This is a genomic window from Hydrogenophilus thiooxidans (assembly GCF_019049855.1).
Taxonomy (GTDB): domain Bacteria; phylum Pseudomonadota; class Gammaproteobacteria; order Burkholderiales; family Rhodocyclaceae; genus Hydrogenophilus; species Hydrogenophilus thiooxidans.
In genome coordinates, this window is the sequence record NZ_JAHLSY010000013.1 from 47,156 (window position 1) to 69,622 (window position 22,467).

The 22,467-nt window shown below is 62.7% G+C and carries 15 protein-coding genes and 1 tRNA gene; 8 read left to right on the plus strand and 8 right to left on the minus strand.

Annotated features, from left to right (window positions below):
- Positions 1 to 122 precede the first annotated feature (122 nt).
- From KUL93_RS07665 to dnaE, 3 genes are read left to right on the plus strand one after another with little or no spacing between them, the layout of a single operon-like run.
- Entirely contained in the window at positions 123 to 2,438 is a 2,316-nt protein-coding gene (locus KUL93_RS07665) for an NADP-dependent malic enzyme (RefSeq protein ID WP_217126483.1), read from the plus strand.
- 13 nt (positions 2,439 to 2,451) lie between these two features.
- Positions 2,452 to 3,432: a quinone oxidoreductase family protein gene (locus KUL93_RS07670; RefSeq protein ID WP_217126484.1), complete on the plus strand. Its 981-nt coding sequence runs from the start codon at positions 2,452 to 2,454 to the stop codon at positions 3,430 to 3,432.
- Positions 3,429 to 6,959: a DNA polymerase III subunit alpha gene (gene dnaE, locus KUL93_RS07675; protein ID WP_217126485.1), complete on the plus strand. Its 3,531-nt coding sequence runs from the start codon at positions 3,429 to 3,431 to the stop codon at positions 6,957 to 6,959. Before KUL93_RS07670 ends, dnaE begins: the two co-directional genes overlap by 4 nt.
- Positions 6,960 to 7,066: 107 nt before the next feature.
- Here dnaE and metG read toward each other — a convergent pair whose 3' ends face one another.
- Entirely contained in the window at positions 7,067 to 9,262 is a 2,196-nt protein-coding gene (metG, locus tag KUL93_RS07680; protein WP_217126486.1) for a methionine--tRNA ligase, read from the minus strand.
- Between the two features lie 67 nt (positions 9,263 to 9,329).
- Positions 9,330 to 11,909 carry a heavy metal translocating P-type ATPase gene (locus KUL93_RS07685; RefSeq protein ID WP_249419358.1) on the minus strand — a complete coding sequence of 860 codons (2,580 nt, stop codon included), beginning with the start codon at positions 11,907 to 11,909 and terminating at the stop codon, positions 9,330 to 9,332.
- Between the two features lie 92 nt (positions 11,910 to 12,001).
- Between KUL93_RS07685 and KUL93_RS07690 the strand changes: the two genes are divergently transcribed.
- A tRNA-Leu gene (locus KUL93_RS07690) sits at positions 12,002 to 12,086 on the plus strand.
- Between the two features lie 34 nt (positions 12,087 to 12,120).
- Here the strand turns inward: KUL93_RS07690 and KUL93_RS07695 are convergent.
- From KUL93_RS07695 to KUL93_RS07720, 6 genes are read right to left on the minus strand one after another with little or no spacing between them, the layout of a single operon-like run.
- On the minus strand, positions 12,121 to 12,651 hold the full coding sequence (locus KUL93_RS07695) for a hypothetical protein (RefSeq protein WP_217126487.1): 531 nt from the start codon (positions 12,649 to 12,651) through the stop codon (positions 12,121 to 12,123).
- A complete protein-coding gene (locus tag KUL93_RS07700) occupies positions 12,618 to 13,214 on the minus strand; it encodes a hypothetical protein (RefSeq protein ID WP_217126488.1) in 597 nt (198 codons plus the stop codon). The genes KUL93_RS07695 and KUL93_RS07700 overlap by 34 nt, the downstream gene beginning before the upstream one ends.
- Positions 13,211 to 14,752: a Ni/Fe hydrogenase subunit alpha gene (locus KUL93_RS07705; RefSeq protein WP_217126489.1), complete on the minus strand. Its 1,542-nt coding sequence runs from the start codon at positions 14,750 to 14,752 to the stop codon at positions 13,211 to 13,213. The genes KUL93_RS07700 and KUL93_RS07705 overlap by 4 nt, the downstream gene beginning before the upstream one ends.
- An 8-nt stretch (positions 14,753 to 14,760) precedes the next feature.
- Complete coding sequence (locus KUL93_RS07710; protein WP_217126490.1) at positions 14,761 to 15,330, minus strand: NADH-quinone oxidoreductase subunit B family protein; 570 nt, start codon at positions 15,328 to 15,330, stop codon at positions 14,761 to 14,763.
- The gene (locus KUL93_RS07715) at positions 15,327 to 16,046 is read right to left on the minus strand and encodes a 2Fe-2S iron-sulfur cluster-binding protein (protein WP_430408207.1); all 720 of its coding nucleotides are present in this window, start codon (positions 16,044 to 16,046) and stop codon (positions 15,327 to 15,329) included. The genes KUL93_RS07710 and KUL93_RS07715 overlap by 4 nt, the downstream gene beginning before the upstream one ends.
- A gap of 52 nt (positions 16,047 to 16,098) precedes the next feature.
- Entirely contained in the window at positions 16,099 to 17,874 is a 1,776-nt protein-coding gene (locus KUL93_RS07720) for an NADH-ubiquinone oxidoreductase-F iron-sulfur binding region domain-containing protein (protein WP_217126492.1), read from the minus strand.
- A gap of 137 nt (positions 17,875 to 18,011) precedes the next feature.
- Here KUL93_RS07720 and KUL93_RS07725 point away from each other — a divergent pair, with 137 nt between their 5' ends.
- The 4 genes from KUL93_RS07725 to hypF all read left to right on the plus strand — a co-directional run.
- Entirely contained in the window at positions 18,012 to 18,596 is a 585-nt protein-coding gene (locus KUL93_RS07725; RefSeq protein ID WP_217126493.1) for a HupE/UreJ family protein, read from the plus strand.
- 84 nt (positions 18,597 to 18,680) lie between these two features.
- The gene (gene hypA / locus KUL93_RS07730) at positions 18,681 to 19,022 is read left to right on the plus strand and encodes a hydrogenase maturation nickel metallochaperone HypA (RefSeq protein ID WP_217126494.1); all 342 of its coding nucleotides are present in this window, start codon (positions 18,681 to 18,683) and stop codon (positions 19,020 to 19,022) included.
- A gap of 12 nt (positions 19,023 to 19,034) precedes the next feature.
- Positions 19,035 to 19,952: a hydrogenase nickel incorporation protein HypB gene (gene hypB / locus KUL93_RS07735; RefSeq protein WP_217126495.1), complete on the plus strand. Its 918-nt coding sequence runs from the start codon at positions 19,035 to 19,037 to the stop codon at positions 19,950 to 19,952.
- A partial coding sequence (gene hypF, locus KUL93_RS07740; RefSeq protein ID WP_217126496.1) for a carbamoyltransferase HypF occupies positions 19,937 to 22,467 on the plus strand: 2,531 nt, incomplete at its 3' end. The genes hypB and hypF, both read left to right, overlap by 16 nt.

Below are 22,467 nucleotides of genomic sequence, written 5' to 3' on the forward strand. Positions count from 1 at the left end.
ACTCATTTTGAAGGGAGCTTCCGGTCAATTGTTTTTATCAAGGAATTATCAAAGAAGGAGATCAGCGCGGTAAACTCGTCGGGATCCCGCTCTGATGCATCCTGAATGGAGTGATACCCACCATGAGCACGCGCGACCCCGCTTTTCGTGAAGCAGCGCTCGAGTACCATCGCTACCCCACCCCGGGCAAGATCTCGGTTGTCCCGACCAAAAGTCTCTCCAACCAACGCGATCTCGCGCTTGCCTATTCACCCGGTGTGGCGTTCGCGTGCGAGGCGATCGCCAAAGACCCGTTGCAATCCTACGAACTCACCGCTCGGGGTAACCTCGTTGCGGTGATCACCAACGGAACCGCGGTGTTGGGCTTGGGCAACATCGGACCGTACGCCGCAAAGCCGGTAATGGAGGGGAAAGGGTGTCTGTTCAAGAAGTTCGCGGGGATCGACGTCTTCGATATTGAGCTCGACGCAAACGACCCCGACAAGGTGATCGAAATCGTTGCCGCGCTCGAACCGACCCTGGGGGGAGTGAACCTTGAAGACATCAAAGCGCCCGAATGCTTTTATATCGAGAAGAAGCTAAGGGAGCGGATGAAGATCCCGGTTTTCCACGACGATCAGCACGGCACCGCGATCATATCGGCTGCGGCGCTTCTGAATGGTTTGATCGTCGTGGGCAAGCGGATCGAAACGATCAAGCTGGTCTGCTCAGGCGCTGGCGCTGCTGCGATCGCGTGCTTGGATCTCATGTGCCAGTTGGGGTTGCGCAAAGAGAACGTCTTCGTCTGCGATTCCAAAGGGGTGATCTACGAAGGGCGTGAGCCCAACATGGAGCCCAACAAAGCGCGTTATGCGCAACGGACCACGGCGAGCACGCTCGCCGAGGTGATCGAAGGCGCAGACGTCTTCTTGGGGTTGTCGCAAGCGGGGGTGCTCAAGCCCGAGATGGTGGCGAAGATGGCCAAGGACCCGCTGATTTTTGCGTTGGCGAACCCGACGCCGGAGATCATGCCGGAAGAGGCGAAAGCGGTTCGCCCCGACGCGATCATCGCAACCGGCCGTTCCGATTACCCCAATCAGGTGAACAACGTCCTCTGCTTTCCCTTCATCTTCCGCGGTGCGCTCGATGTGGGCGCGACCACGATCACCGAAGCGATGAAGATCGCGTGTGTCCATGCGATTGCCGATCTGGCGCGTGCGGAGACGAACGACGTGGTCGCAAACGCCTATGGTGGGATCGAATTGATCTTTGGCCCCGACTACCTCATCCCGAAGCCCTTCGACCCCCGCTTGATCGTCCGAATCGCGCCCGCCGTGGCGAAGGCGGCGATGGACTCGGGCGTTGCGACACGGCCGATCGACGACTTCGACGCCTACCGAGCGCAACTGCAAAATTTCGTCTACCACTCCGGTGTGGTGATGAAACCGATCTTTACCGTGGCGCGTTCGCTGCCGATCGCGCAAAAGCGCGTGATCTTCTGCGAAGGGGAAGACGAACGGGTATTGCATGCGGCGCGCGCCGTGATCGACGAACGGCTGGCACGGCCGATTCTGATCGGTCGTCCGGCGGTGGTCGAGATGCGGCTGAAAAAATTGGGCTTATCGCTGGAACCGGAACGCGATTTCGACCTGGTCAATCCCGAGTCCGACCCGCGCTACAAGCCGTTGTGGCAACAGTACCACAAGATGATGGCGCGGCGCGGGATCACGCCGGAAATCGCCAAAGCGCGTATGCGCCGCGATACGACGCTCATTGGGTGTATGCTGCTCAAAAATGGTGAAGCAGACGCGGTGCTCTGCGGAACCTTTGGCACATTCGAATACCACCTGCAGCACGTCCGCGACGTGATCGGTTTGGCGCCGGGTGCGAAACTCTTGGCGGCGATGAACATCGTGATGACCGGCAAGCACACGTTGGCGGTGGCCGACACCTACGTCAATTACGACCCGACCGCCGAGCAGGTGGCGCAAATCGCGGCGATGGCAGCCGACGAGTTCGCCCGTTTTGGAGTCGAACCGCGGGTTGCGCTCCTTTCCCATTCCAATTTCGGTTCGGCCCAAACGCCTTCGGCGCGCAAGATGCGGGAAGCACGCGATCTCCTGCATGCGTTACGCCCCGACCTCAACATGGACGGCGAGATGCACGCCGATGCAGCGCTCTCCCCGGAGATTCGCGCTCGCTTGATCGATGAGGAAGACTGCACCTTGAGCGGTGAAGCGAACGTGCTGATCATGCCAACCGTTGACGCTGCGAATATCGCGTTCAATCTGGTGAAACAGGTCTCCGGCCAGGGGGTGTCGGTCGGGCCGATGCTGCTTGGGGCCGCGTTGCCGGTGCAGATTTTGACGCCGTCGGCAACGGTGCGGCGATTGGTCAATATGACGGCGGTGGCGGTGGTCGACGCCAACGAATTGCGCCACCGTTTGATCAACCCGTGATCAGGAGTACGCCATGACGACGATTCACGCGATTCGGATCTCGAAACACGGTGGGCCCGAGGTGATGCAGTGGCAACCGGTCTCGTTGCCTCCCCCGGGACCCGGAGCGGTGCAAGTGCGTAACCGGGCCATTGGTGTCAATTTCATCGATATCTACCATCGCACTGGTCTCTATCCCGTGCCGCTGCCCTCTGGTCTCGGTCAAGAAGGGGCGGGCGAAGTCGTCGCGGTGGGAGAAGGGGTCACCGATCTACACGTGGGCGATCGGGTGGTCTATCTCACTCCCACTCCGGGTGCGTACGCGGAAGCGCTCAACATTCCCGCCGACCGCGCGGTGAAATTGCCCGATGCGGTCTCGTTCGAGGTCGCCGCAGCGATGTGGCTGAAGGGGCTCACGGCGCAGTACCTGTTGCGGCAGACCCACAAGGTACAACCAGGGGAGTGGCTGTTGGTCCATGCGGCTGCCGGCGGGGTGGGGTCGATTCTCGTGCCGTGGGCGAAGCGTCTGGGCGCACAAGTGATCGGTACGGTGGGTAATGACGAAAAAGCGGCACGGGCCAAAGCGCTCGGTTGCGACCACGTGATCGTCTATACCCGGGAGTCCTTTCCAGAACGGGTGCGTGAATGGACCGGCGGGCGCGGTGTCGACGTCGTCTATGATTCCGTGGGTGCCGCAACCTTCGAAGGCTCGCTCGATTCGTTGCGTCCGCTGGGGTTGATGGTCTCGTACGGCAACGCTTCCGGTAAGGTGCCCCCTTTCGATATCGGGTTGCTCGCCGCGAAAGGGTCACTCTTTCTCACCCGTCCGACGCTCTTTACTTATACGGCCGAGCGGGCCAACCTCCTCAAAATGGCGGAAGAGCTGTTCGCTGCGTGGCAAGCGGGGTGGTTCACGGTCGAGATCGGGCAGCGGTTTGCGTTGTCCGACGCAGCCGACGCGCATCGGGCATTGGCGTCACGGCAGACGGTAGCGAGCACGATCCTGGTGCCATGAGCACGCAGGCGCATCCTTTCGTTCATCTTCGGTTGCATACCGAATTTTCGATTCGCGAAGGGATCGTCACAATCCCGGACGCGGTGAAACGGGCTGCCGCCGAAGGGATGCCCGCACTGGCGATCACCGACGTGATGAACGTCTTTGGGCTGGTCAAGTTTTACAAGGCGTGCCGCAGCGCTGGGGTGAAGCCGATTATCGGGGTTGACGCCCGTGTTGCCCACCCGGATGCGCCGAATGACCCCGAACGTGCCCTTGAACTGCTCTTGATCGTTCGCAACCGCGACGGCTATCGGCAGCTGTGCGAATTGGTTTCACGCGCCTGGCTCGAGAATCAGCATCGTGGCCAGGCGCTCTTGCGCCCGGAGTGGCTCACTCGTGAAACGTGTGCCGGACTCATGGCGCTTTCGGGTGGCGCCCGTGGCGTGCTGGCGCCAGCATTGTTGGCAGGAGAGACACGGGGGGCGAAAGCAGCGCTGGCCCACTGGGCCGGGTGTTTTCCCGACGGCGCGTTCTTTGTCGAGGTGCAGCGTGCGGGTCTCCCCAACGAAGCGGAATACTTGGCGGCAGCGGTCCCTTTTGCGGCAGAGTTGGGTGTACCGGTGGTCGCAACACATCCCATCCAGTTCCTTCGCCCAGAAGATTTCACCGCCCACGAGGTGCGGTTCTGCATCGCCGAAGGGTATGTCCTCAACGATCCCAACCGTCCGCGCCCGTTCACAGAAGCGCAGTATTTCCTCTCCGCCGAGGAGATGGCAGATCGTTTTGCCGATCTCCCGGAAGCGCTCGAGAATACGCTCCTCATTGCGCAAAAGGCGAATTTGACGATCACGTTGGGCAAGAGCTTTTTGCCGGCGTTCCCGACCCCGGAAGGGATGTCGCTCGACGAATTCTTCATCAGCGAAGCAAAGCGTGGGCTCGCGGCTCGACTCGAAGAGCGCTTTCCGGATCCGGAAGAGCGGGAGCGGGAGCGCCCCCGTTACGAGCAACGGCTGGCGTTCGAGTGCGACACCATCATCCAGATGGGGTTTCCCGGGTACTTCTTGATCGTTGCCGACTTCATCAACTGGGCGAAACAAAACGATGTGCCGGTGGGACCGGGCCGCGGTTCGGGTGCGGGCTCGCTCGTTGCTTATGCGCTGCGGATCACCGATCTCGACCCACTCTCCTATGCGCTCCTTTTCGAACGGTTTTTGAACCCGGAACGGGTCTCGATGCCCGACTTCGACGTCGATTTTTGCCAGGAGAAGCGCTATCGGGTGATCGACTACGTGCGCCGACGCTATGGCGCCGAGGCGGTGAGCCAGATCGCCACCTTCGGTACGATGGCCTCCAAAGCGGTGGTGCGCGACGTCGGCCGCGTGTTGGGTCTTCCCTATGGGTTGTGCGACCGCATCTCGAAGCTCATACCTACCGAAGGGGTGAAGCCGGTTTCGCTTGCGAAAGCGCTTGAACTGGAGCCCCAGCTCCACGAGCTGATGGAAGACCCCCAAGACGGGGAGGCGATTCGCCAGTTGTTCGAATTGGCGCAACCGCTCGAGGGCCTGACGCGCAACGTCGGGATGCACGCAGGTGGGGTACTGATCGCTCCGGGGAAAATCACCGATTTTTGCCCGTTGTTCGTGCAAGAGGGCGATGACCCCAGCCCGGTGTCGCAGTTCGACAAAGACGACGTCGAGGCAGTTGGGTTGGTGAAGTTCGATTTTCTGGGACTCAGAAACCTCACGATCATCCGCGAAGCGCTCGATCAGATCGAACGGCTGACCGGGGCACGCCCCGACTTGGCGCGCATGGGATTCGACGATCCTCACACCTACCAGCTCCTGCGTGACGCGAATACCACCGCGGTCTTCCAGCTGGAATCGGAAGGAATGAAGAAGCTCCTCAAGAAGCTGCAGCCCGACCGCTTCGAGGACATCATCGCGGTGCTCGCGCTCTATCGCCCTGGGCCGTTGGGGTCCGGGATGGTCGATGACTTCATCCTCCGTAAGCAAGGCAAACAGACGATCGACTACTTTCATCCAGACCTCAAAGCGTGTCTTGAGCCCACCTACGGGGTGATCGTCTATCAAGAGCAGGTGATGCAGATCGCGCAGATCATTGGGGGGTACACGCTGGGGGCGGCCGACCTCTTACGGCGCGCGATGGGGAAGAAAAAGCCGGAGGAGATGGCGAAACACCGTGAGATCTTCCGTCAAGGGGCGATCGCGCGCGGCTACGACGAGGCGCTGGCGATGCGCCTCTTCGATTTGATGGAAAAATTTGCCGAATACGGGTTCAACAAGTCGCACACGGCGGCGTACGCGGTGGTGACCTACCAGACCGCGTGGCTCAAGCGCCACCATCCTGCCCCTTTCTTTGCCGCGACGCTCTCCTCCGACATGGACGACACCGACGCGGTGAAGGTTTTCTATGACGACGCCTGCGCCAATGGCCTGACCGTCTTGCCTCCGGACGTCAATCGTTCCGATTACCGCTTTCAAGCGATCGACGCGACGACCCTCCGCTACGGCCTGGGTGCGATCAAGGGGGTGGGGGAACCGGCTGCGAATGCGATCGTCGCGGAACGGCAACAACATGGCCCATTTCACGACCTGTTTGACCTGGTGCGCCGGGTCGACCGGCGGGTGGTCAACCGCCGTGTGCTTGAACAGTTGGTGCGCGCTGGAGCGCTCGATACGCTTCCGGGCCATGCCCATTTGCGCACACCGGATGGATTCTGTGATCGGGCACGGCTACTTGCGAGTGTGGGGCTCGCGCTCGAAGTAGCGGAACAACGGGCGGCGTCTGCGCAGCAATGTGGGCTTTTCGATGACGAGCCCGCAGCAAGCGGATCCTACACCCCCGAATTTCCGGCAGTGCGCCCGTGGACCGAACGGGAGCGGTTGAAAGAGGAGAAACTGGCGCTGGGTTTCTTTCTTTCCGGTCATCCTTTTACCGCGTATGCAGCGGAGTTGCGGCAAACGGTCCCCACCAAGCTCGCGCAATTGGCCCCAAGCCGCGACGCCGTTTGGGTGTGTGGCGTCGTGGTCGAGCTCAGAACCAAAATGGGGGCGCGGGGTCGGATGGCGTTCGTGACCCTTGACGATGGTAGCGAACCGTGCGAGGTGCTTTTTTATCGGGAAGTCTATGACGCGGTGCGGCAGATCGTGGTCGTGGATGAACCGCTCGTCGTGCGGGTCAAGGTTTCGCCGGATGACTATAGTGGGGGAGTGCGGGTCGTTGCCGAAGAGGCGCTTTCCCTTTCCCAATGGCGGGCGCGGCAACTCAAGGCGATCGAGATCACCATTGCCGAATCGGTGGTCGATTCTCCGGTGGCGGCGCAACGGTTGAGCGAGACGATCGAAGCGTTTCGCGTGCCGAGTGCGTCGCCCGAAGGGGCAAAAATCGAAATGCGCGTGGCGTTTTTCGAGGGCGCAGTGGTGACTCTGCGTGCCGCTCGTGACGCGATTCGGGTCAAACCCGAGGATGCGCTCCTTACGCAATTGCGCGGGTTCCCAGAGCTGCGCGTCGCGTTGCGCTACTGAAGCGGCACGGCAGTCTGTCGCCCATTTGCTAGTCAAGGCAATTCAGAAGCAGGACGATGCCGCGCTTACTGAGATCGTTGCGGATCGTTTCGAGGGTCTTGGGTCGATCATTTCACCCGCATACCGGGCAGTGCGCCGCTGTCGGGCGCCAGCAGAAAGAGTCCCGGTATGGTGCCCGATTCGTCGCTTGCGGCGAGCACCATCCCTTCGGAGACGCCAAAGCGCATTTGGCGCGGTGCCAGGTTTGCCACCATCACCGTGAGCCGCCCCGTGAGCGCTTCCGGTGGGTACGCAGCTTTGATTCCGGCAAAGACGGTGCGGTAGCGCGGGGTGCCGTCGGGATGGCGCTCACCGATGTCGAGCGTGAGTTTGACCAGTTTCTTGGCTTCGGGAACGGCTTCGGCTTGAACGATGCGGGCGATGCGCAGGTCAACGGCCGCAAATTGCTCGATGGTGATCTGAGGCGCAAGTTGCGGGGCAGGCAGAGCGCCCTCTGCGGCACCATGCGAAGCGGCTGACGCATCGACCGTTGCTGCGTTTGGCTGGGTGGTTTCCGGACGCGCTGCGTCGGTTGCCGAGTGCGCCGCAGCGTTTGGCGCATCGGTTTTTGTGATCGTAGCGCGGTTGGCGTCGAGCAGTTGGTCGATCAGCACGCGTTCCAGCCGGGTCATCAACGGCTCAAACGGGGCGATTGCGTGGCCTTCGGGCAGTGGCGCCCATTCGCCTTGCCATGCCAGGGGTTCCAGCGCCAAAAACCCTTCGACGCGTGCCACCGTCCGCGGCAGGATCGGTTTCAAGAGCCGGGCGATGTCGCGGAACATCGTCAGTCCCGTGGTGCACACTTCGTGGAGCTGCTCGAGCTGCTCTGTTTTCGCCAACGCCCACGGTTTGGTTTCGTTGATGTAGGCGTTTGCTGCTTCCGCAAGTTCCATCGCCGCACGGGTTACCGCTGCGAAGTCGCCGTTTTCGAACGCCGCATGGAGCGCCGGATCACGAAAGCGCGCGGCAAAAGGGGCGAGCACTTCGGCGTTCGCTCTCCCTAAACGACCCGCGAACCGCTTGTGGATGAAACCGGCCAGACGCGAACCGATGTTCACGAATTTGCCGACGAGGTCGCTATTGACTTTTGCGATCAGGTCGTCGAGCCCAAGGTCGACGTCTTCCATCGTGCCGTTCGATTTGGTCGCGAAGTAGTAGCGGAGCCATTCGGGGTTGAGCCCCAGATCGAGCCACGAACGCGCGGTGATGAAGGTGCCACGGCTCTTGCTCATCTTCGCGCCATCGACGGTCAGGAAGCCGTTTACGTATTCCCGCGTTGGCGTGCGATACCCGGAAAAATGGAGCATCGCCGGCCAAAAGAGCGCGTGGAAATAGAGGATGTCTTTACCGATGAAATGGACGAGTTCGGTTCCTTCGCGCTCGGCGGCCGCAGCGTCGAGGTAGGGCGTGGGGTCGATCCCGAGTTTTGCCGCAAGAGCTGCGAAGCTGGCGAAATAACCGATCGGCGCGTCGAGCCAGACGTAGAAATATTTGCCCGGCGCGTCGGGAATCTCGAAACCAAAATAGGGGGCATCGCGGGTAATGTCCCAGTCGGCGAGGTGGCTCTCATTCTCTTCGCCCAGCCACTCTTTGAGTTTGTTTGCCGCTTGTTGCGGCAGCCGCGCTTCGCCCCGTGCGTTGGTGCCGCGCGTCCATTCGCGCAGAAACGCCACACAGCGGGGGTCGGAGAGTTTGAAAAAGTAATGGGTCGAATGTTTCAAAACGGGTTTTGCGCCCGAAACCGCCGAGTAGGGATCGATCAACTCGGTGGGAGCGTACGCCGCACCACACGCTTCGCAGTTGTCGCCGTATTGGTCTGGTGCTTTGCAGCGCGGGCAGGTGCCTTTGACGAAGCGGTCTGGCAGGAACATCGCTTTGACCGGGTCGTAGAGCTGTTCGATCTCCCGTTCGACGATGAGGCCTGCCGCTTTGAGTTTGCGGTAGATCTCTCCGGCGAAGCGGCGGTTCTCTTCGCTGTGGGTCGAGTGGTAGTGGTCGAACGCCACCAGGAAATCGCTGAAATCGGCAAGGTGAGCTTCGCGCATTCGGGTAATCAGTGCTTCGGGAGTGATGCCCTCTTTTTCGGCGCGCAGCATCACGGGGGTGCCGTGGGTATCGTCGGCACAGACATAGTGGACGGTATGACCACACATCCGTTGGTAACGCACCCAGATGTCGGCCTGAATGTAGCCCACCAAGTGGCCGAGGTGGATGTCGCCGTTGGCGTAGGGAAGGGCATTGGTAACGAGGATTTTTCGGCTCATGGGTTCGGCAAGTATTGCAGTGCAATGAGCAATTATAGCGTGGGATCACAGAGCATGAGGCGAGGGGCTACCCGCGCCGCGACGGGCGAAAGAGCCGCAGCCGGTTGGCGTTGGTCACCACCGTAACCGAGGAGAGCGACATCGCTGCGCCGGCGATCAGAGGATTAAGAAGCCAACCGGTGACCGGATAGAGAAGACCCGCAGCGATGGGAATCCCCAGCACGTTGTAGAGAAAGGCGCCGAAAAGATTCTGGGTGATGTTGCGCACCGTCGCGGCGGAAATTTCGATGGCGTCGGCAACGCCGTGGAGTGAGCCCCGCATGAGGACGATATCAGCACTTTCGATCGCGACGTCGGTCCCCGTGCCGATCGCGAAGCCCACGTTCGCTTCGGCAAGCGCGGGAGCGTCGTTGATGCCGTCCCCGACCATCGCCACTTTGAGCCCCTGTGCCTTGAACCGGCGGACGTGGTTGGCCTTCTCCTGAGGCAGCACTTCGGCAATCACGTCGTCGATGCCGACTTGGCGAGCGACGGCTTCAGCGGTGGTGCGCACGTCACCGCTAAGCATCACGACCTTGAGGCCAAGCTGGTGGAGGCGGGCAATGGCGTCGCGGCTGTCTGGCTTAATCGGGTCGGCAACGGCGATGAGGCCGGCCGGTTGTCCATCGACAGCGACGAAGAGTGGGGTGGCGGCGTTGCGGGCATGAGCATCGGCCCGATCTCGCCAAGCACTGAAGTCGATTCCCTGCGCTTCAAACCAGCGCGCTTGACCAATCTGGAGCCGCTTGCCGGCAACGATCCCTTGCACCCCCTTGCCCGAGAGGGCTTCGAACTGCGCAACGGGCGGGATCCCAACTCCGCGCTCGCGGGCCGCTTCGACCACTGCAAGGGCAAGCGGGTGTTCCGAGCTGTTTTCAATCCCGGCCGCGAGTTGGAGCAGTTCCGCGTCATCGAGCGAAGCGCTTTCGATCGCGACGACACGGGGGCGGCCTTCGGTCACGGTTCCCGTCTTGTCCACGATGACGACGTCCAGTTTGCTTGCGGTTTGCAAGGCGTCGCCGTTACGGATCAACACCCCATATTCTGCCGCTTTACCCACGCCGACGATGATCGAAATGGGGGTCGCGAGCCCAAGCGCGCACGGGCAGGCGATGATCAAGACCGAGGTGAGCGCCACGAGCGCATGCGCAATCCGGGGTTCCGGCCCGAAGTTGAGCCAGATCAGCGCGGCGGCAATTGCGATGAGCATCACAACCGGGACGAAAACCGCTGAAACCTTGTCGGCGAGCCGCCCGATTGCCGGTTTGGCGCTTTGCGCTCGTTTCACCATCTCGATAATCTGCGCAAGCGTCGTTTCTTTGCCCACACGGGTGGCCCGGAAGAGGAAGGCGCCGGTTTTGTTGAGTGTGCCGGCCGCCACGGAATCGCCGGGGCTTTTCGCAACCGGGACCGGTTCGCCGGTGAGCATCGACTCATCCACCAGGCTCTTGCCGTCGGTCACGACGCCATCTACAGGGATCTTCTCACCGGGCCGCACCCGGATGAGGTCCCCCTTTTGCACCGCTTCGACGGGGATATCCAGCTCCGTGCCATCGCGGACCACGCGGGCAGTCTTTGCTTGCAGGTCGAGGAGTCGGCGGATCGCTTGGGAGGTTTTTCCCCGCGCGCGGGTCTCGAGCGCAAGACCCAGGTTGATGAAGCCGATGATCATCGCGGAAGCTTCGAAATAGAGGTGCCGCGCTCCTTCCGGAACGGCTTCAGGAAAGAGGGCGACGACCATCGAGTAGAGCCAAGCCACTCCTGTGCCAGAGGCGACCAGCGTATCCATGGTGGCGGTGCGCCCCTGCAACGCGCGCCATGCTCCCAAGAAAAAGTGGCGGCCGCTTTTGACGAGCACGCCGAGCGTGAGCAGACCAACGCCGATCCATCCCCATTGGGATGGGCCCGGTTGTACCGACATTTCGCCGCTAAAAAGCCCATAGAGCATAAGCGGCACCCCAAGGCTGAGCGCGACGATCATGTCCCGTAGGCGGGCCTTGTAGAACGCGTGTTCGGCAGCGGCGCGCTCGTCCAATGCCGAGGCGTCGTCCTCGATCACCTGCGCACCGTACCCTGCGGCTTGCACGGCGCTGACGAGCGCCTTGGGGTCTGCGTCTCCTTCAATCCGCGCGGTCCGTTCGGCGAAGTTCACGCTTGCGCGCGTTACGCCGGGGACGCGCTTCAGCGCTTCCTCAACTTTGGCGACGCATGCGGCACATTTCACCCCGGTCAGGATGAGCTGGCAGCTTGGACCAGAGGCGGGTTCGGTGGTGGCAAAGGCATGCTCGGCTTGATCTCTTGCCACCTGCTCAGTCGTGGACGGGGCACGGGGACCTTCGGTGTCCGGCGCAAGGGGAGTTGGCGGAAAGTGCCCCTCTGCTTCTGCCGTCAGCGCAGTGACCTGGTAGCCCAGTTCGGTGACGATGGCGGCGATCGCTGCCGCGGACAACGTCCCGGTGACGGCCATCCGCTTTGCGTCGAGATCAATGGCAACCTCCTCAACACCCGGCTGCGCTTTGAGTGCGTTCGTGATCTTCTTGACACAATTTTGACAACCCATCCCTTCGACACGAAAGTGCCGTCGGTTGCCACGCACCAGTTCGTTCATTGGGATCGCTCCAGGGAATCGCCCTCTTTTTCGCGAGATGGCATTTGGGGTAGAATATACACCGTTTAGCTCCAGCGCGGTTTGCGCTTCGTGCCCAGGTGGCGGAATTGGTAGACGCACTGGATTTAGGTTCCAGCGCCGCAAGGCGTGGAGGTTCGAGTCCTCTCCTGGGCACCACCCCCTTGTCGTTTGACGGCTAAGGCGTACGGTCTCAGCGCTGGGCCCGTAACGCCTTGGCTTCGCTCTGTAGCCCCTTGATCCGGGTTTCGAGCACGCGCACTTCGGCCCGATAGCGCCGTTCACGTTCGCGAATCTGCGTCTCTCTCGCTTGGTGAGCCGCTTTTTTGCTACGAGGATCGTCAGGAAGCGGTGCAATGCGAAGCGCTGCGAGATCGGCTTCGAGTTGCGCTTTGAGCGCACGTTGCTCGGCAAGAAGCTGCGCGATCTCGTGCTCGATCTCCTGAAGGCGCACCCGTGTGGCTGGGTCAAGCGGCGGCGCGTCTGCGCGTTTTTGTCGGGATTGTGCGGGCACAGAGGGCGTTTCGCGGGCAGAAGGGGGCGGCGCGCTGCGGTCGATGAAAGGCTGCGGCGCCACCGTGACTGCCTGCCCGTGCGGACAGGGGCGTTCTTGCCACGTCTCAGTACCGTTTGCTCCTAGGCAGCGGTAGAGGGTCGTCGCGTGGCTGGAACCGTTCGCAAGCGCAAGCGTCAGCGAAAAAAGGAGCGCGGTGTTTCGGCACATACGGTTTGCGCACCGATCCAGGGCCAGAACCAGTCGAGCGTTGCGGCAAGCGCGCAGGTGGCGAGCGGTGAAAGGGGGGCACCCAGGGCAAAGTGAGCGCCAGGAATCGCAATCTGCCAGATCGATTCGGGAAGCGGCACGCCCAACAACAGGGCGGAAGCAAGGAGTGCGACGGGCGAGACCTGGTGGGTGCCAACGCTTGCAAGAAGCGGCGTTAGATCCCCCGTTGGGGGTTCAAGTCGCGTGGCGACGAAGGGCAATGCAGCGGTTCCCACGTCGTTGGGTTTTGCGGTGCAGGGGGGTGGGCACGCGTCGACCAGGCAGACGAGCTGGCGGTTTGCCAGAAGGAGCGCCGTTTCGGGGCCCCATTGCAATTGCCAATGGGTGCTGATCGCCTCCCGCCAAGCAGGGGGAAGGGCCTGCTTTGCTTTTTCGATTTCGGCAACGAAACAGGCACCCAGCGCGTCATCGCCCCGTAGGTCGTTGCCACAGGCGAGGATGAGGATCGCCCCTGGGGGTGGCGCGGGGGGAGGGGGGCTGCCCAACGGCTGCCAAGCCCTCATGTCCTGTTCCCTCCAGGCGAAAGGGTGTGTGCGGGACGTTCGAGGGTGCCGTCGCTATGGCGGACGAGCCGATCGATCGGGGTAGGGGAATCTTTGTGGTGGAGCGAAACCTCAAACGGCATCTGCCCGAGCGCATGGGTGGCGCAGGAGAGGCACGGGTCGAACGCGCGCACCGCCACTTCGATGTGGTTGAGGAGCGCTTCGGTGATCGTTGCGCCAGAGAGGAAGGTTTTGGCGACGGTGGTGACCGCCTGGTTCATTACCGCGTTGTTGTGGGTGGTGGAGACGATGAGGTTGCAGTAGGTGATGAGGTCGTCGTCACCCACTTCGTAATGGTGAATGAGGGTGCCGCGGGGGGCTTCGATCACGCCAACGCCCCGGTGTTGGCGCGCGCCGCTGGCGCGCAATGCTCCCCCCTCCAGATCGGGATCGGTGAGGAGCGTTTCGATTAGTTCGGCGCAGTGGAGCATTTCGATGAGCCGCGCCCAATGATAGCCGAGCGTCGTGTGTGCCACAGCGCCTTGGTCGAATGCCAGGAAGCGCTGGCGTGCCGCTTCCGCGCGCGGGGTGGTGAGCCGTGCGCAGTTGATGAGCCGCGCCGAAGGGCCGACGCGGTAGAAGCCGTCGGGTTCGCCGTAGGCCTTGAGGTAGGGGAATTTCATGTAGCTCCACGGCCGCACTGCTTCGACAAGGAGTTGGTCGTAAGCGCTGGGGTCGAAGTGGTCGATGAGGAGGGCGCCGTTTGCCTCTTTGACGCGAAACGCACCGTCGTAGAGGTCAAGGCTGCCGTCGGCGGCAACGAGCGAAAAGGTCTTCGTCTGCAGCGAACCAAACTGGGCGAAGAAGGGGGCGTGCTCGGCGAACAGCTGCTCGATGAGTGCCACTGCCTCTTCACACCAGGTCCGGATCTCTGGCGCGCGCGCCAGAAGGGCCATCCGTTCGCGGCGGCTCAGATTCTTGTGGACGCCGCCGGGCACCGCGCTCGTGCCATGGATCCGTTTGCCCGCTGTGGCTTCGATGCATTCTTGGCCGAATTGGCGCACTAAGATCCCTTTGCGTGCCAGCTCCGGTTGCTGGGCGGCCAAGCCGACGACGTTGCGCTGCGCGGGGTCGGCGCCAAACCCCAAGAGGAGGTCGGGTGCAGCGAGGTAGAAAAAGTGCAACGCGTGCGATTGCAACACCTGGCCGTAGTGCATCAGCCGCCGCAATTTTTCGGCGGTGGGGGGTAACTGCTCGACCCCAACCAGCCGGTCGAGCGCTTTGGCCGCGGCCAGGTGGTGCGAAACGGGGCAGATCCCACAGAGACGCTGCACCACCACGGGGGCTTCCCAATAGGGACGGCCGACGATGAACGCCTCGAAACCACGAAATTCGACGATATGCAGCCGCGCTTCGACGACTTGACCGTCGTCGTCGAGCCAGATGGTGACTTTGCCGTGCCCTTCGACGCGAGAGAGCGGGTCGATTGCAACCCGCCGCGTGGCGTTGGCAGGTAGCGACGGATGGCCAGAGACGGTTTGGGGGACGAGCTCGGTCATGGTGCTTCTCAATCGTAGCGCAGCATCGGGTAGGGAAAGTGGGGTTCGCGACCAGCGAGGAGGTCCATGAGGAAGGTCCAGATCACTTCCGCGGTGGGGGGGCAACCGGGAAGGTAGTAGTCGACCCGGACGATTTCGTGGATCGGATGAACGTGCTCAAGAAGAAGCGGCAGCTCCGGGTCGTTGGGCACGCGGCTGCCGGGGGCAAGGTGGCGATCGGTTTCAAAAACGTGGGTGAGGAGCGCTTCCACCCGATGGTGGTTGCGCTGCGCCGGAAGCCCGCCGTTGATCGCGCAGGCACCCACCGCGACCAGGATCCGCGCGGCACGACGAAAGGCACGCAACACCTCGACGTTTTCGGCGTTACACACCCCCCCTTCGATGAGCGCGATGTCGCATTCGCCCACGGTTTTCCAGTCGGTGAGGGGTGAGCGGTCGAACGTGACCCACTCACTAAGCGCAAGGAGGCGGGTGTCGATGTCGGCAAACGACATGTGGCAACCGAAGCAACCCGCAAGCGACGCGGTGGCGATGCGGATTTTACGAGGTGGCGTGGTTGTTGGCGCCGTAGCGGTCATGTGTAGCGCTCCTTGTCGCTCATCGCCTCAGGCGGGCGGTGGTCGAAACGCCGTTTGCCGATCGGGGAGGCGAATCCCACCTCCTTGAAGTTGAGGGCGCCCACTGGGCAGATCCGGGCGGCGCGGTCGGTTGCGGCAAGCGCGGTGTCGCCCAAGAGCCCGCTTGGGCTCGTTGCCAGAAGGCGCGACGCGATGCCGCGTCCGCCGATCACGAGCGCCTCTTTCCCTTCGGCAAGACTTGCGCGCACGCAAAGCCCACAGAGAATGCAGCGGTTGGGGTCGAGCCAGAGGTCGGGGTGGCTTGCGTCGATTCGGCGCTGCGGGTAGAAGGGGTCGAAGTGCGACGCGGTCATCCCATGGGCGTAGGCGAGCGCTTGCAGCAGACAATCGCCGCTCTTTTCGCAACCGGGGCAGAAGTGGTTGCCTTCGGCAAAGAGCATTTCCAGAAGCGTGCGCCGCACCCGGGTCAGCGTCTCGCTTTTGCTCACCACCTGGAGTCCCGGTTGCGCCGGGAGGGCGCAGCTTGCGTGGATGCGGCCGTTTGCTTCGACCACACAGAGACGGCAGGAGCCGTGGTTTCCCATCTCAGGGTGCCAGCAGAGGTGGGGGATGTAGTGGCCGGCGGCAAGCGCTGCTTCGAGCACCGTTTGCCCCGGGGCGAACGGGGTTGGTTTGCCGTCCAGGGTGAATGTTTCGCTGGCAAAAGGGGAGGTCATTGGGGCCATCGGCAGCGCTCCAGAGAGGTGGTGTCGTGCGTGTGGAAAGGGGTCATCGCGCCGCCTCCGGTTGTTCGAATTGCGCCAAGTGGGCGTGGGTATCGTCGCGGCCGGTGAGTCGGCGCGTTGCGGCTAGCTCCGCATCGAGCGAGAACGCCGGAAGGAAGTCGTGCGGTTGGAGGTGGGCGTCAAGACGCGGGCGGAAGTACGCGATGAGGTCGCGCACCGGGTTGCCGGCAGAAAGGCCGAATCCGCAGTTACTCGCGAGCCGCATCGCTTCCAGCGCCGGGGCAAGCCGCTCCAAGTCGAACCGGGTGGCGTAGCCTGCGGCGATTTTGGCGAAGGTTTTGGCGATGAGCTGGGTGCCCACCCGGCAGGGGGTGCAAAAGCCGCAGCTTTCATGGGCGAAGAAACGGGCGAAGTGGCGCACGATCGCCACCGGGTCACGGCGCTCGTCAAAAACCATCACCGTGCCGTTACAGGGAAGCGCTTCGAACGCGAGCGGCCGCGCCAACTGTTCGGGGGTGGCCGGTAGCAGCGTCCCTGACGGTCCGGAAACCTGAATGGCGTACGGGGTGCCGAGCGGGCGCGCAGCGGTGATCAGGTCGCCCAGCGCAACGCCGTAGGGAAATTCGTAGAGACCGGGCCGGGCGACGTCACCACTCACGCAAAAGAGTTTCGGGCCACTGGAGTCAGGTGTTCCCATCGAGCGCCACCACTGGGGGCCGTTCCCCACGATCGCGGCAACCGCAACGAGCGTTTCGACGTTATTGACCACCGTAGGTTGACCCAAATACCCTGAGGTCACCGGAAACGGTGGGCGGACCCGGGGGCGGCCCGGTTTTCCTTCGAGCGATTCGATCAACGCCGACTCTTCCCCGCACACGTACGCGCCGGCACCGAGCGCGATTTCGAGCGTGATGCGCTCAGAGGGCGGCAGCTGCGATTGCGCCGCTAGGATGCGCTCGCGTGCCGCTTCCAGCTTGGGCAGCAGATACTGGTATTCGTACCGCAGGTAGAGCATCGCGGTTTGGGCGCCGATCGCGCGCGCGGCAAGGGTCATTCCAGCGAAGAGGTGGTCCGGGTAGTGGGTGAGCAGCAACCGATCTTTGAAAGTGCCTGGTTCGCCTTCGTCAGCGTTGCAGATGAGATAGCGTGTGGGGTCCGCCGTTTCGCGGCAGAAGCGCCATTTGGTTGCGGTGGGAAAGCCCGCGCCACCACGACCTCGCAAACCGGCGTCTGCCACTGCCTGGAGGATCGCTTCAGGTTCGCGTGCGCTCAGCTGTTCGAGTACCGCCGCGGCCGGGGTGGCGTGGAGCCAGGTGAGGAGTGGGCCGCGGCGATAGACGGGGTTGGCGACGGCAAACCATTCGGCGGGCCATTCGGCAACGGGGATTTGAGCGCGGATCGCGTCGATGATCGCATCGATTCGCTCGGGTGTCAGCGCGGGAAGGGGTCGCCCGTTCACGATCGCTGCTGGCGCTTGATCCGAAAGGCCGGCGCAGGCGGTCCAGCCGACGAAAAGGTGCGCGTCGGCGGTGCGTTCTCCCGGTTGGATCGCAAACGCCGCGCAGAGGCGGTTGCAGAGCGCTTCGATTCCTGCGTGGTGGTCGACGACGTGATCGATGAAGTGGATCTGGTAGCGCGCAGGAGGGGTTTGGAAGAAGTGGTAGAACGAGGCGGTTGCAGCGATTTCGCCTGGCGGAAGGGCAAAAGCGGCGCTCAGTTCCGCAAGCGCCGGTTCTTCAAGCGGGTTCCCCCAACGCAAGCGGGCCTGATGCAGCGCCGCAAGCAACCCGGGTGCCGTGCGTTGTCGTTCGGTGGCCATGGTTCCTCCCCTGAAGTACTCATTATAAGCAGCAAAACCGCGTCTGCAGCGGTGGTAGCAACAAGGTTGATGGTTTCTCTACAATAATCGTGTAGGATCAGGTCTGTCCGTTCGATTGTCGATCCAGGAGAAACACCATGACGAAGATCATCACCTGGATGGGGCTCTTTTTGGGGGCTCCGTCGTTGGTCTGGGCCCATACCGGCGTTCATCCGGTTACCGGGTTTTTTTCCGGGTTGGTTCACCCCGTGAGCGGGTTCGATCATCTTTTGGCAATGGTTGCCGTTGGACTGTGGGCAGGATTCGTCGGCGGGCAAGCGCTGTGGCGGTTGCCCATGGCGTTCGTTGGCGCACTCATCGTCGGCTTTGCGACCGCGATTGCCGGGTGGGCCATGCCCGCTCCCGAAACTGGGGTGCAGCTCTCCCTTTTGGTCCTTGGCCTCATGTTGGCGTTTGCGGTGCGCTTCCCTGAAGCGGTCGCGAGCGCCGTAGTCGCGCTCTTTGGCCTCTTTCACGGTCATGTCCATGGGTTGGAGGTGGTGTCGCCACACCTGGCGGTTTCTTATGGTTTGGGAATGGCGCTGATGAGTACGGCGTTGCATATCGCCGGCATTGGCCTGGCGCGTGTCGCGCGCTCGGGGCGCTGGCGCGGTGAGGCGGTTGCGCTGCGCGTTGCTGGGGTGGCGGTGGCGGCGGTTGGGGCGCTGTTCCTTGCCGCATGAGGTAAAAGAGAGCTCTTTTGCGGATACCGTGCAAGGGGATTCTGAGCTGGCGCCTGAGTGTGCTGGATTGTTTCGAGGTACGCGATGCATGAGATGGCGCTTGCGGAAAGCGTGGTTCGGCTTGCCGAAGAGAGAGCCGCTGCGGAAGGCGCGCGGCGCATTCGCGCGGTGATTGTGGAGATCGGTGCGCTTTCGTGCGTCGAACCCGAGGCGCTCACCTTCTGCTTCGACGCGGTGAGCCGTGGTACGCTTGCCGAAGGCGCCGAATTACGCATCGAGCGGATCGAGGGTGCCGCCTACTGCTCGCGGTGCGAACGGACGGTAGCGATTACCGCCCGCTATGACCCGTGCCCCGAATGTGGCGCTTACCCGTTACAGCCCACTGCCGGTACCGAAATGCGGGTACAGGCGATCGAGATCGAATGAGGAGAGCGAACCATGTGCACCGTATGCGGCTGTGGTACAGCTACGATCGAACCCCATCACCACGACCACGAACCGGACCACGGGTATTCCCACGACCATCACCACCATAACCATTACCACCACCACGACCACCACCACCATCCGCATCATGCCCATTCGCACGCCCATCCCCATGACAAGGCTCCGGCTCAGCACGTAACGAGCGCCGAAGGACGGATCGATTTCGGCGTCGGACCGGCACGCGCCCATGCGCCGGGAATGAGTCCAACGCGCATGGTGCAAATCGAACAGGACATCCTGAGCCACAACAACCACTTCGCGGAAGCGAACCGCCGTTTCTTTGCCGAGCGGCGGATCCTTGCGCTCAATTTCGTTTCGAGTCCGGGGTCGGGCAAGACGACGCTGCTGGTCAAAACGATCGAAATGCTCAAAGCGCGCTACCCGCTGGCGGTGATCGAAGGCGATCAACAGACGAGCTTTGATGCCGAACGGATCCGCGCCACGGGGGTGCCAGCGATTCAGATCAACACTGGGAAGGGGTGCCATTTGGATGCCCATCAGGTAGGCCATGCGCTTGAGGCGCTCGATCCCCCGGAAGGGGCGATCCTGTTGATCGAAAACGTCGGCAATCTTGTCTGTCCTGCGGCGTTCGACCTGGGGGAGCATGCGAAGGTGGCGTTGCTTTCGGTGACCGAAGGAGAGGACAAACCGCTCAAATACCCCGACATCTTCGCCGTCTCCGACGTGATGGTGTTGAACAAGATCGACCTTTTGCCTTACGTCCCGTTCGACGTCGCACAAGCGAGCGACTATGCGGCCCGTGTCCGTCCGGGGATCGAAACGCTGCTCGTCTCGGCGCGAACCGGGGAAGGGTTCGACCGGTGGTTGGCGTGGATCGAAAGGCGTTACGCCGCGTGCGTCGCTTCTTGATCCGCGGACGCGTGCAAGGGGTGGGCTTCCGCCCTTTCGTCGCCCGCATAGCGCAGGCGCTTGGCGTTGCAGGGTGGGTGCGAAATGTCGGCTGGGGGGTGGAAGTTGCGATCATAGAAGGGGACGTCGCCCGCTTTCTGGAGCGCCTCCGCACCGAAGCGCCTCCTGCTGCACGCATCGACGCGATCGAGGTCTGCTCCGATCCACCCGAACGATTTGCAGAACTTGGCCAACGGGCGGCAGCGGACGGTAATCGGCGATTCGTCATCTTGCCCAACGGGGCGGATGGTGGATTGGCGCTTGCCCCCGACCGCGCCGTCTGTCGCGACTGTATGGCCGAACTCTGTGATCCCCACGACCGGCGCTGGCGCTATCCGTTCGTGGCATGCACCGCGTGTGGGCCGCGCTACACGGTGAGTACCGCACTTCCGTACGCGCGGGCCGCGACGACTTTGGCCGCCTTTCCCCTCTGTCCCGAATGTCAGCGGGAATTCGACGACCCGACGAACCGCCGCTACCATGCCGAGACCACGGCGTGCCCGGTGTGTGGCCCGCAATTACGTTTTCTCGATCGCAGCGGCCAGCCGGTTTCAGGCGATCCGATCGCGTTGGCGCTGGCGTGTGTCCAAGCGGGTGGCATCGTCGCGCTCAAAGGGCTCGGTGGGTTTCAATTGGTGTGCGACGCGCGCGCGCCAGAAGTGGTCGCGACATTGCGGGCGCGCAAACGGCGGCCGACAAAGCCGTTTGCGGTGATGGGTCTTAACGCCATTTCGCTTGCCGAATGGGTCGACTGGACCGAGGCGGATCGACGTGTGTTCGAAAGCGCAGAAGCGCCGATCGTGCTGACCGCGATTCGGCGCGATCTGGATGGCGCGGCGGTTGCTGCGCTTGACGCCTTGGCGCCTGGGTTGGCGTGGCTTGGCGTGATGCGTCCGACCACACCGCTTCACCTCCTATTGTGGCACGAAGCGTGTGGGCGACCCGTCGGCACCGACTGGCTCGACAAACCGCACCCGCTCTTTCTGGTGATGACGAGTGGCAACCGAAGCGGCGCGCCGCTTGCTGCCGACGACGGCGAAGCGTTTGCCGCTTTGGCCGATTGCGTGGACGGCTTTTTGACGCACGACCGTCCGATTGCGCAACGGGCGGACGATTCGGTGGTGCGCACACGCCGTGACGGCAACCCGATTCCCATCCGCCGCGCGCGGGGTTTCGTGCCCGAAGCGGTCGTGCTCGGGGGCGTTCAGGCGGACGAACCAGGTGTTGCGCTTGGCAGCGATCTGAAACTGGCGGCGGCGTTTGTCGTTGCGGATAAAGCCTTCTTGACCCCCTATCTGGGCGAATTGACCAACCGAGAGACGTTCGACCATGCGTGGCGCACATTGACCCATTGGCGCGGGTGGCTTGGGGTGACACCGCGCTGGATTGCCCATGACGCCCACCCCGACGCCCTTTCCCGACGCCTTGCCGAGCAGCTCGCGGCAGAGTGGCAAGCGCAGTGCATTCCGGTCTGGCACCATCCGGCGCACCTTGCGGCGGTGATTGCCGAAACCGCGCCGGAAACCGCAGGGCCTTGGGTGGGGTGGTCCCTCGATGGTTTTGGTTGGGGCGAAGGGGGCGAAGCGTGGGGGGGCGAACTGCTGCAATTTGACGCATGCGGACAGTGGCGGCGGCTTGACCATTTTCCGCTGCTTGCGCTTCCGGGAGGGGATCGCGCCGCACGAGAGCCGTGGCGGCTTGCGGTCGCGGTATTGGCGCGCGCAATGGGGGATGAGGCCGTGCTTCGCGAGTGGTGGGCGCGGCGCGCCGCAGCGGCGCAGGCGCTCGGTATCCGCTGGCCGCACTCTGCCGAGGTCGAACGACTGTGGCACTGGCTCCGCTCTTGCCCAAACGGGTCGATCGGGACCACGTCGAGCCTGGGGCGCTGGTTCGACGCCGTTTCGGCGCTTTTGGGACTCTGTGCGTATAACACCTTCGAAGGTGAGGCGGCGCTGCGGCTCGAGAGCGCAGCGGCGCGGGCGTTCGACGCCGGGCGTGCACCGAGTTTCGTGGGACGGCTCGCCACTGATGGGGAACCCCACTGGGAACCCGAAGCCAATTGGCAGGGGTGGTGGTCGTGGGTGGCGCGCTTTGCCGCTGCAACGGCCATACCTGAGTGGGCCGCAGCGTTTCACTACGTCGTTGCCGAAACGCTCGTGGGGGTGGCGCGTCCGCACTTGACCGATCCCATCCTGTTGGGTGGCGGAGGCTGTTGGCAAAACCGCCTGCTCATCGACGCTACTACGGTCGCTTGTGCGCGTTACGGTGTGACCTTGCGGGTTCCTCAACAACTTCCGGCAAATGACGGGGGCATTGCGCTTGGCCAAGCGTGGTGGGTCCTGGCTGCTCGGCGCGCGATGACCGCCTCCCAAAGGTCTAGCTGTCAGGTCCCATATCATTATATTCCCCGAAGTCGTGCTAAACTCTTCGAAGCGTACCGACTCCTTGAGCGCTTGTTCCAAGGCCGGAAAGCATT

Excerpts from the sequence above, each read along its gene's own strand:
- KUL93_RS07720 (WP_217126492.1), bottom strand. The coding sequence starts at position 17,874 with ATGGCCACCGAACGACAACGCACGGCACCCGGGTTGCTTGCGGCGCTG.
- KUL93_RS07715 (WP_430408207.1), bottom strand. The coding sequence starts at position 16,046 with ATGACCTCCCCTTTTGCCAGCGAAACATTCACCCTGGACGGCAAACCA.
- hypB (WP_217126495.1), top strand. The coding sequence starts at position 19,035 with ATGTGCACCGTATGCGGCTGTGGTACAGCTACGATCGAACCCCATCAC.
- KUL93_RS07710 (WP_217126490.1), bottom strand. The coding sequence starts at position 15,330 with ATGACCGCTACGGCGCCAACAACCACGCCACCTCGTAAAATCCGCATC.
- hypA (WP_217126494.1), top strand. The coding sequence starts at position 18,681 with ATGCATGAGATGGCGCTTGCGGAAAGCGTGGTTCGGCTTGCCGAAGAG.
- KUL93_RS07685 (WP_249419358.1), bottom strand. The coding sequence starts at position 11,909 with ATGAACGAACTGGTGCGTGGCAACCGACGGCACTTTCGTGTCGAAGGG.
- KUL93_RS07695 (WP_217126487.1), bottom strand. The coding sequence starts at position 12,651 with ATGTGCCGAAACACCGCGCTCCTTTTTTCGCTGACGCTTGCGCTTGCG.
- KUL93_RS07670 (WP_217126484.1), top strand. The coding sequence starts at position 2,452 with ATGACGACGATTCACGCGATTCGGATCTCGAAACACGGTGGGCCCGAG.
- KUL93_RS07665 (WP_217126483.1), top strand. The coding sequence starts at position 123 with ATGAGCACGCGCGACCCCGCTTTTCGTGAAGCAGCGCTCGAGTACCAT.
- KUL93_RS07700 (WP_217126488.1), bottom strand. The coding sequence starts at position 13,214 with ATGAGGGCTTGGCAGCCGTTGGGCAGCCCCCCTCCCCCCGCGCCACCC.
- KUL93_RS07705 (WP_217126489.1), bottom strand. The coding sequence starts at position 14,752 with ATGACCGAGCTCGTCCCCCAAACCGTCTCTGGCCATCCGTCGCTACCT.
- KUL93_RS07725 (WP_217126493.1), top strand. The coding sequence starts at position 18,012 with ATGACGAAGATCATCACCTGGATGGGGCTCTTTTTGGGGGCTCCGTCG.
- metG (WP_217126486.1), bottom strand. The coding sequence starts at position 9,262 with ATGAGCCGAAAAATCCTCGTTACCAATGCCCTTCCCTACGCCAACGGC.
- dnaE (WP_217126485.1), top strand. The coding sequence starts at position 3,429 with ATGAGCACGCAGGCGCATCCTTTCGTTCATCTTCGGTTGCATACCGAA.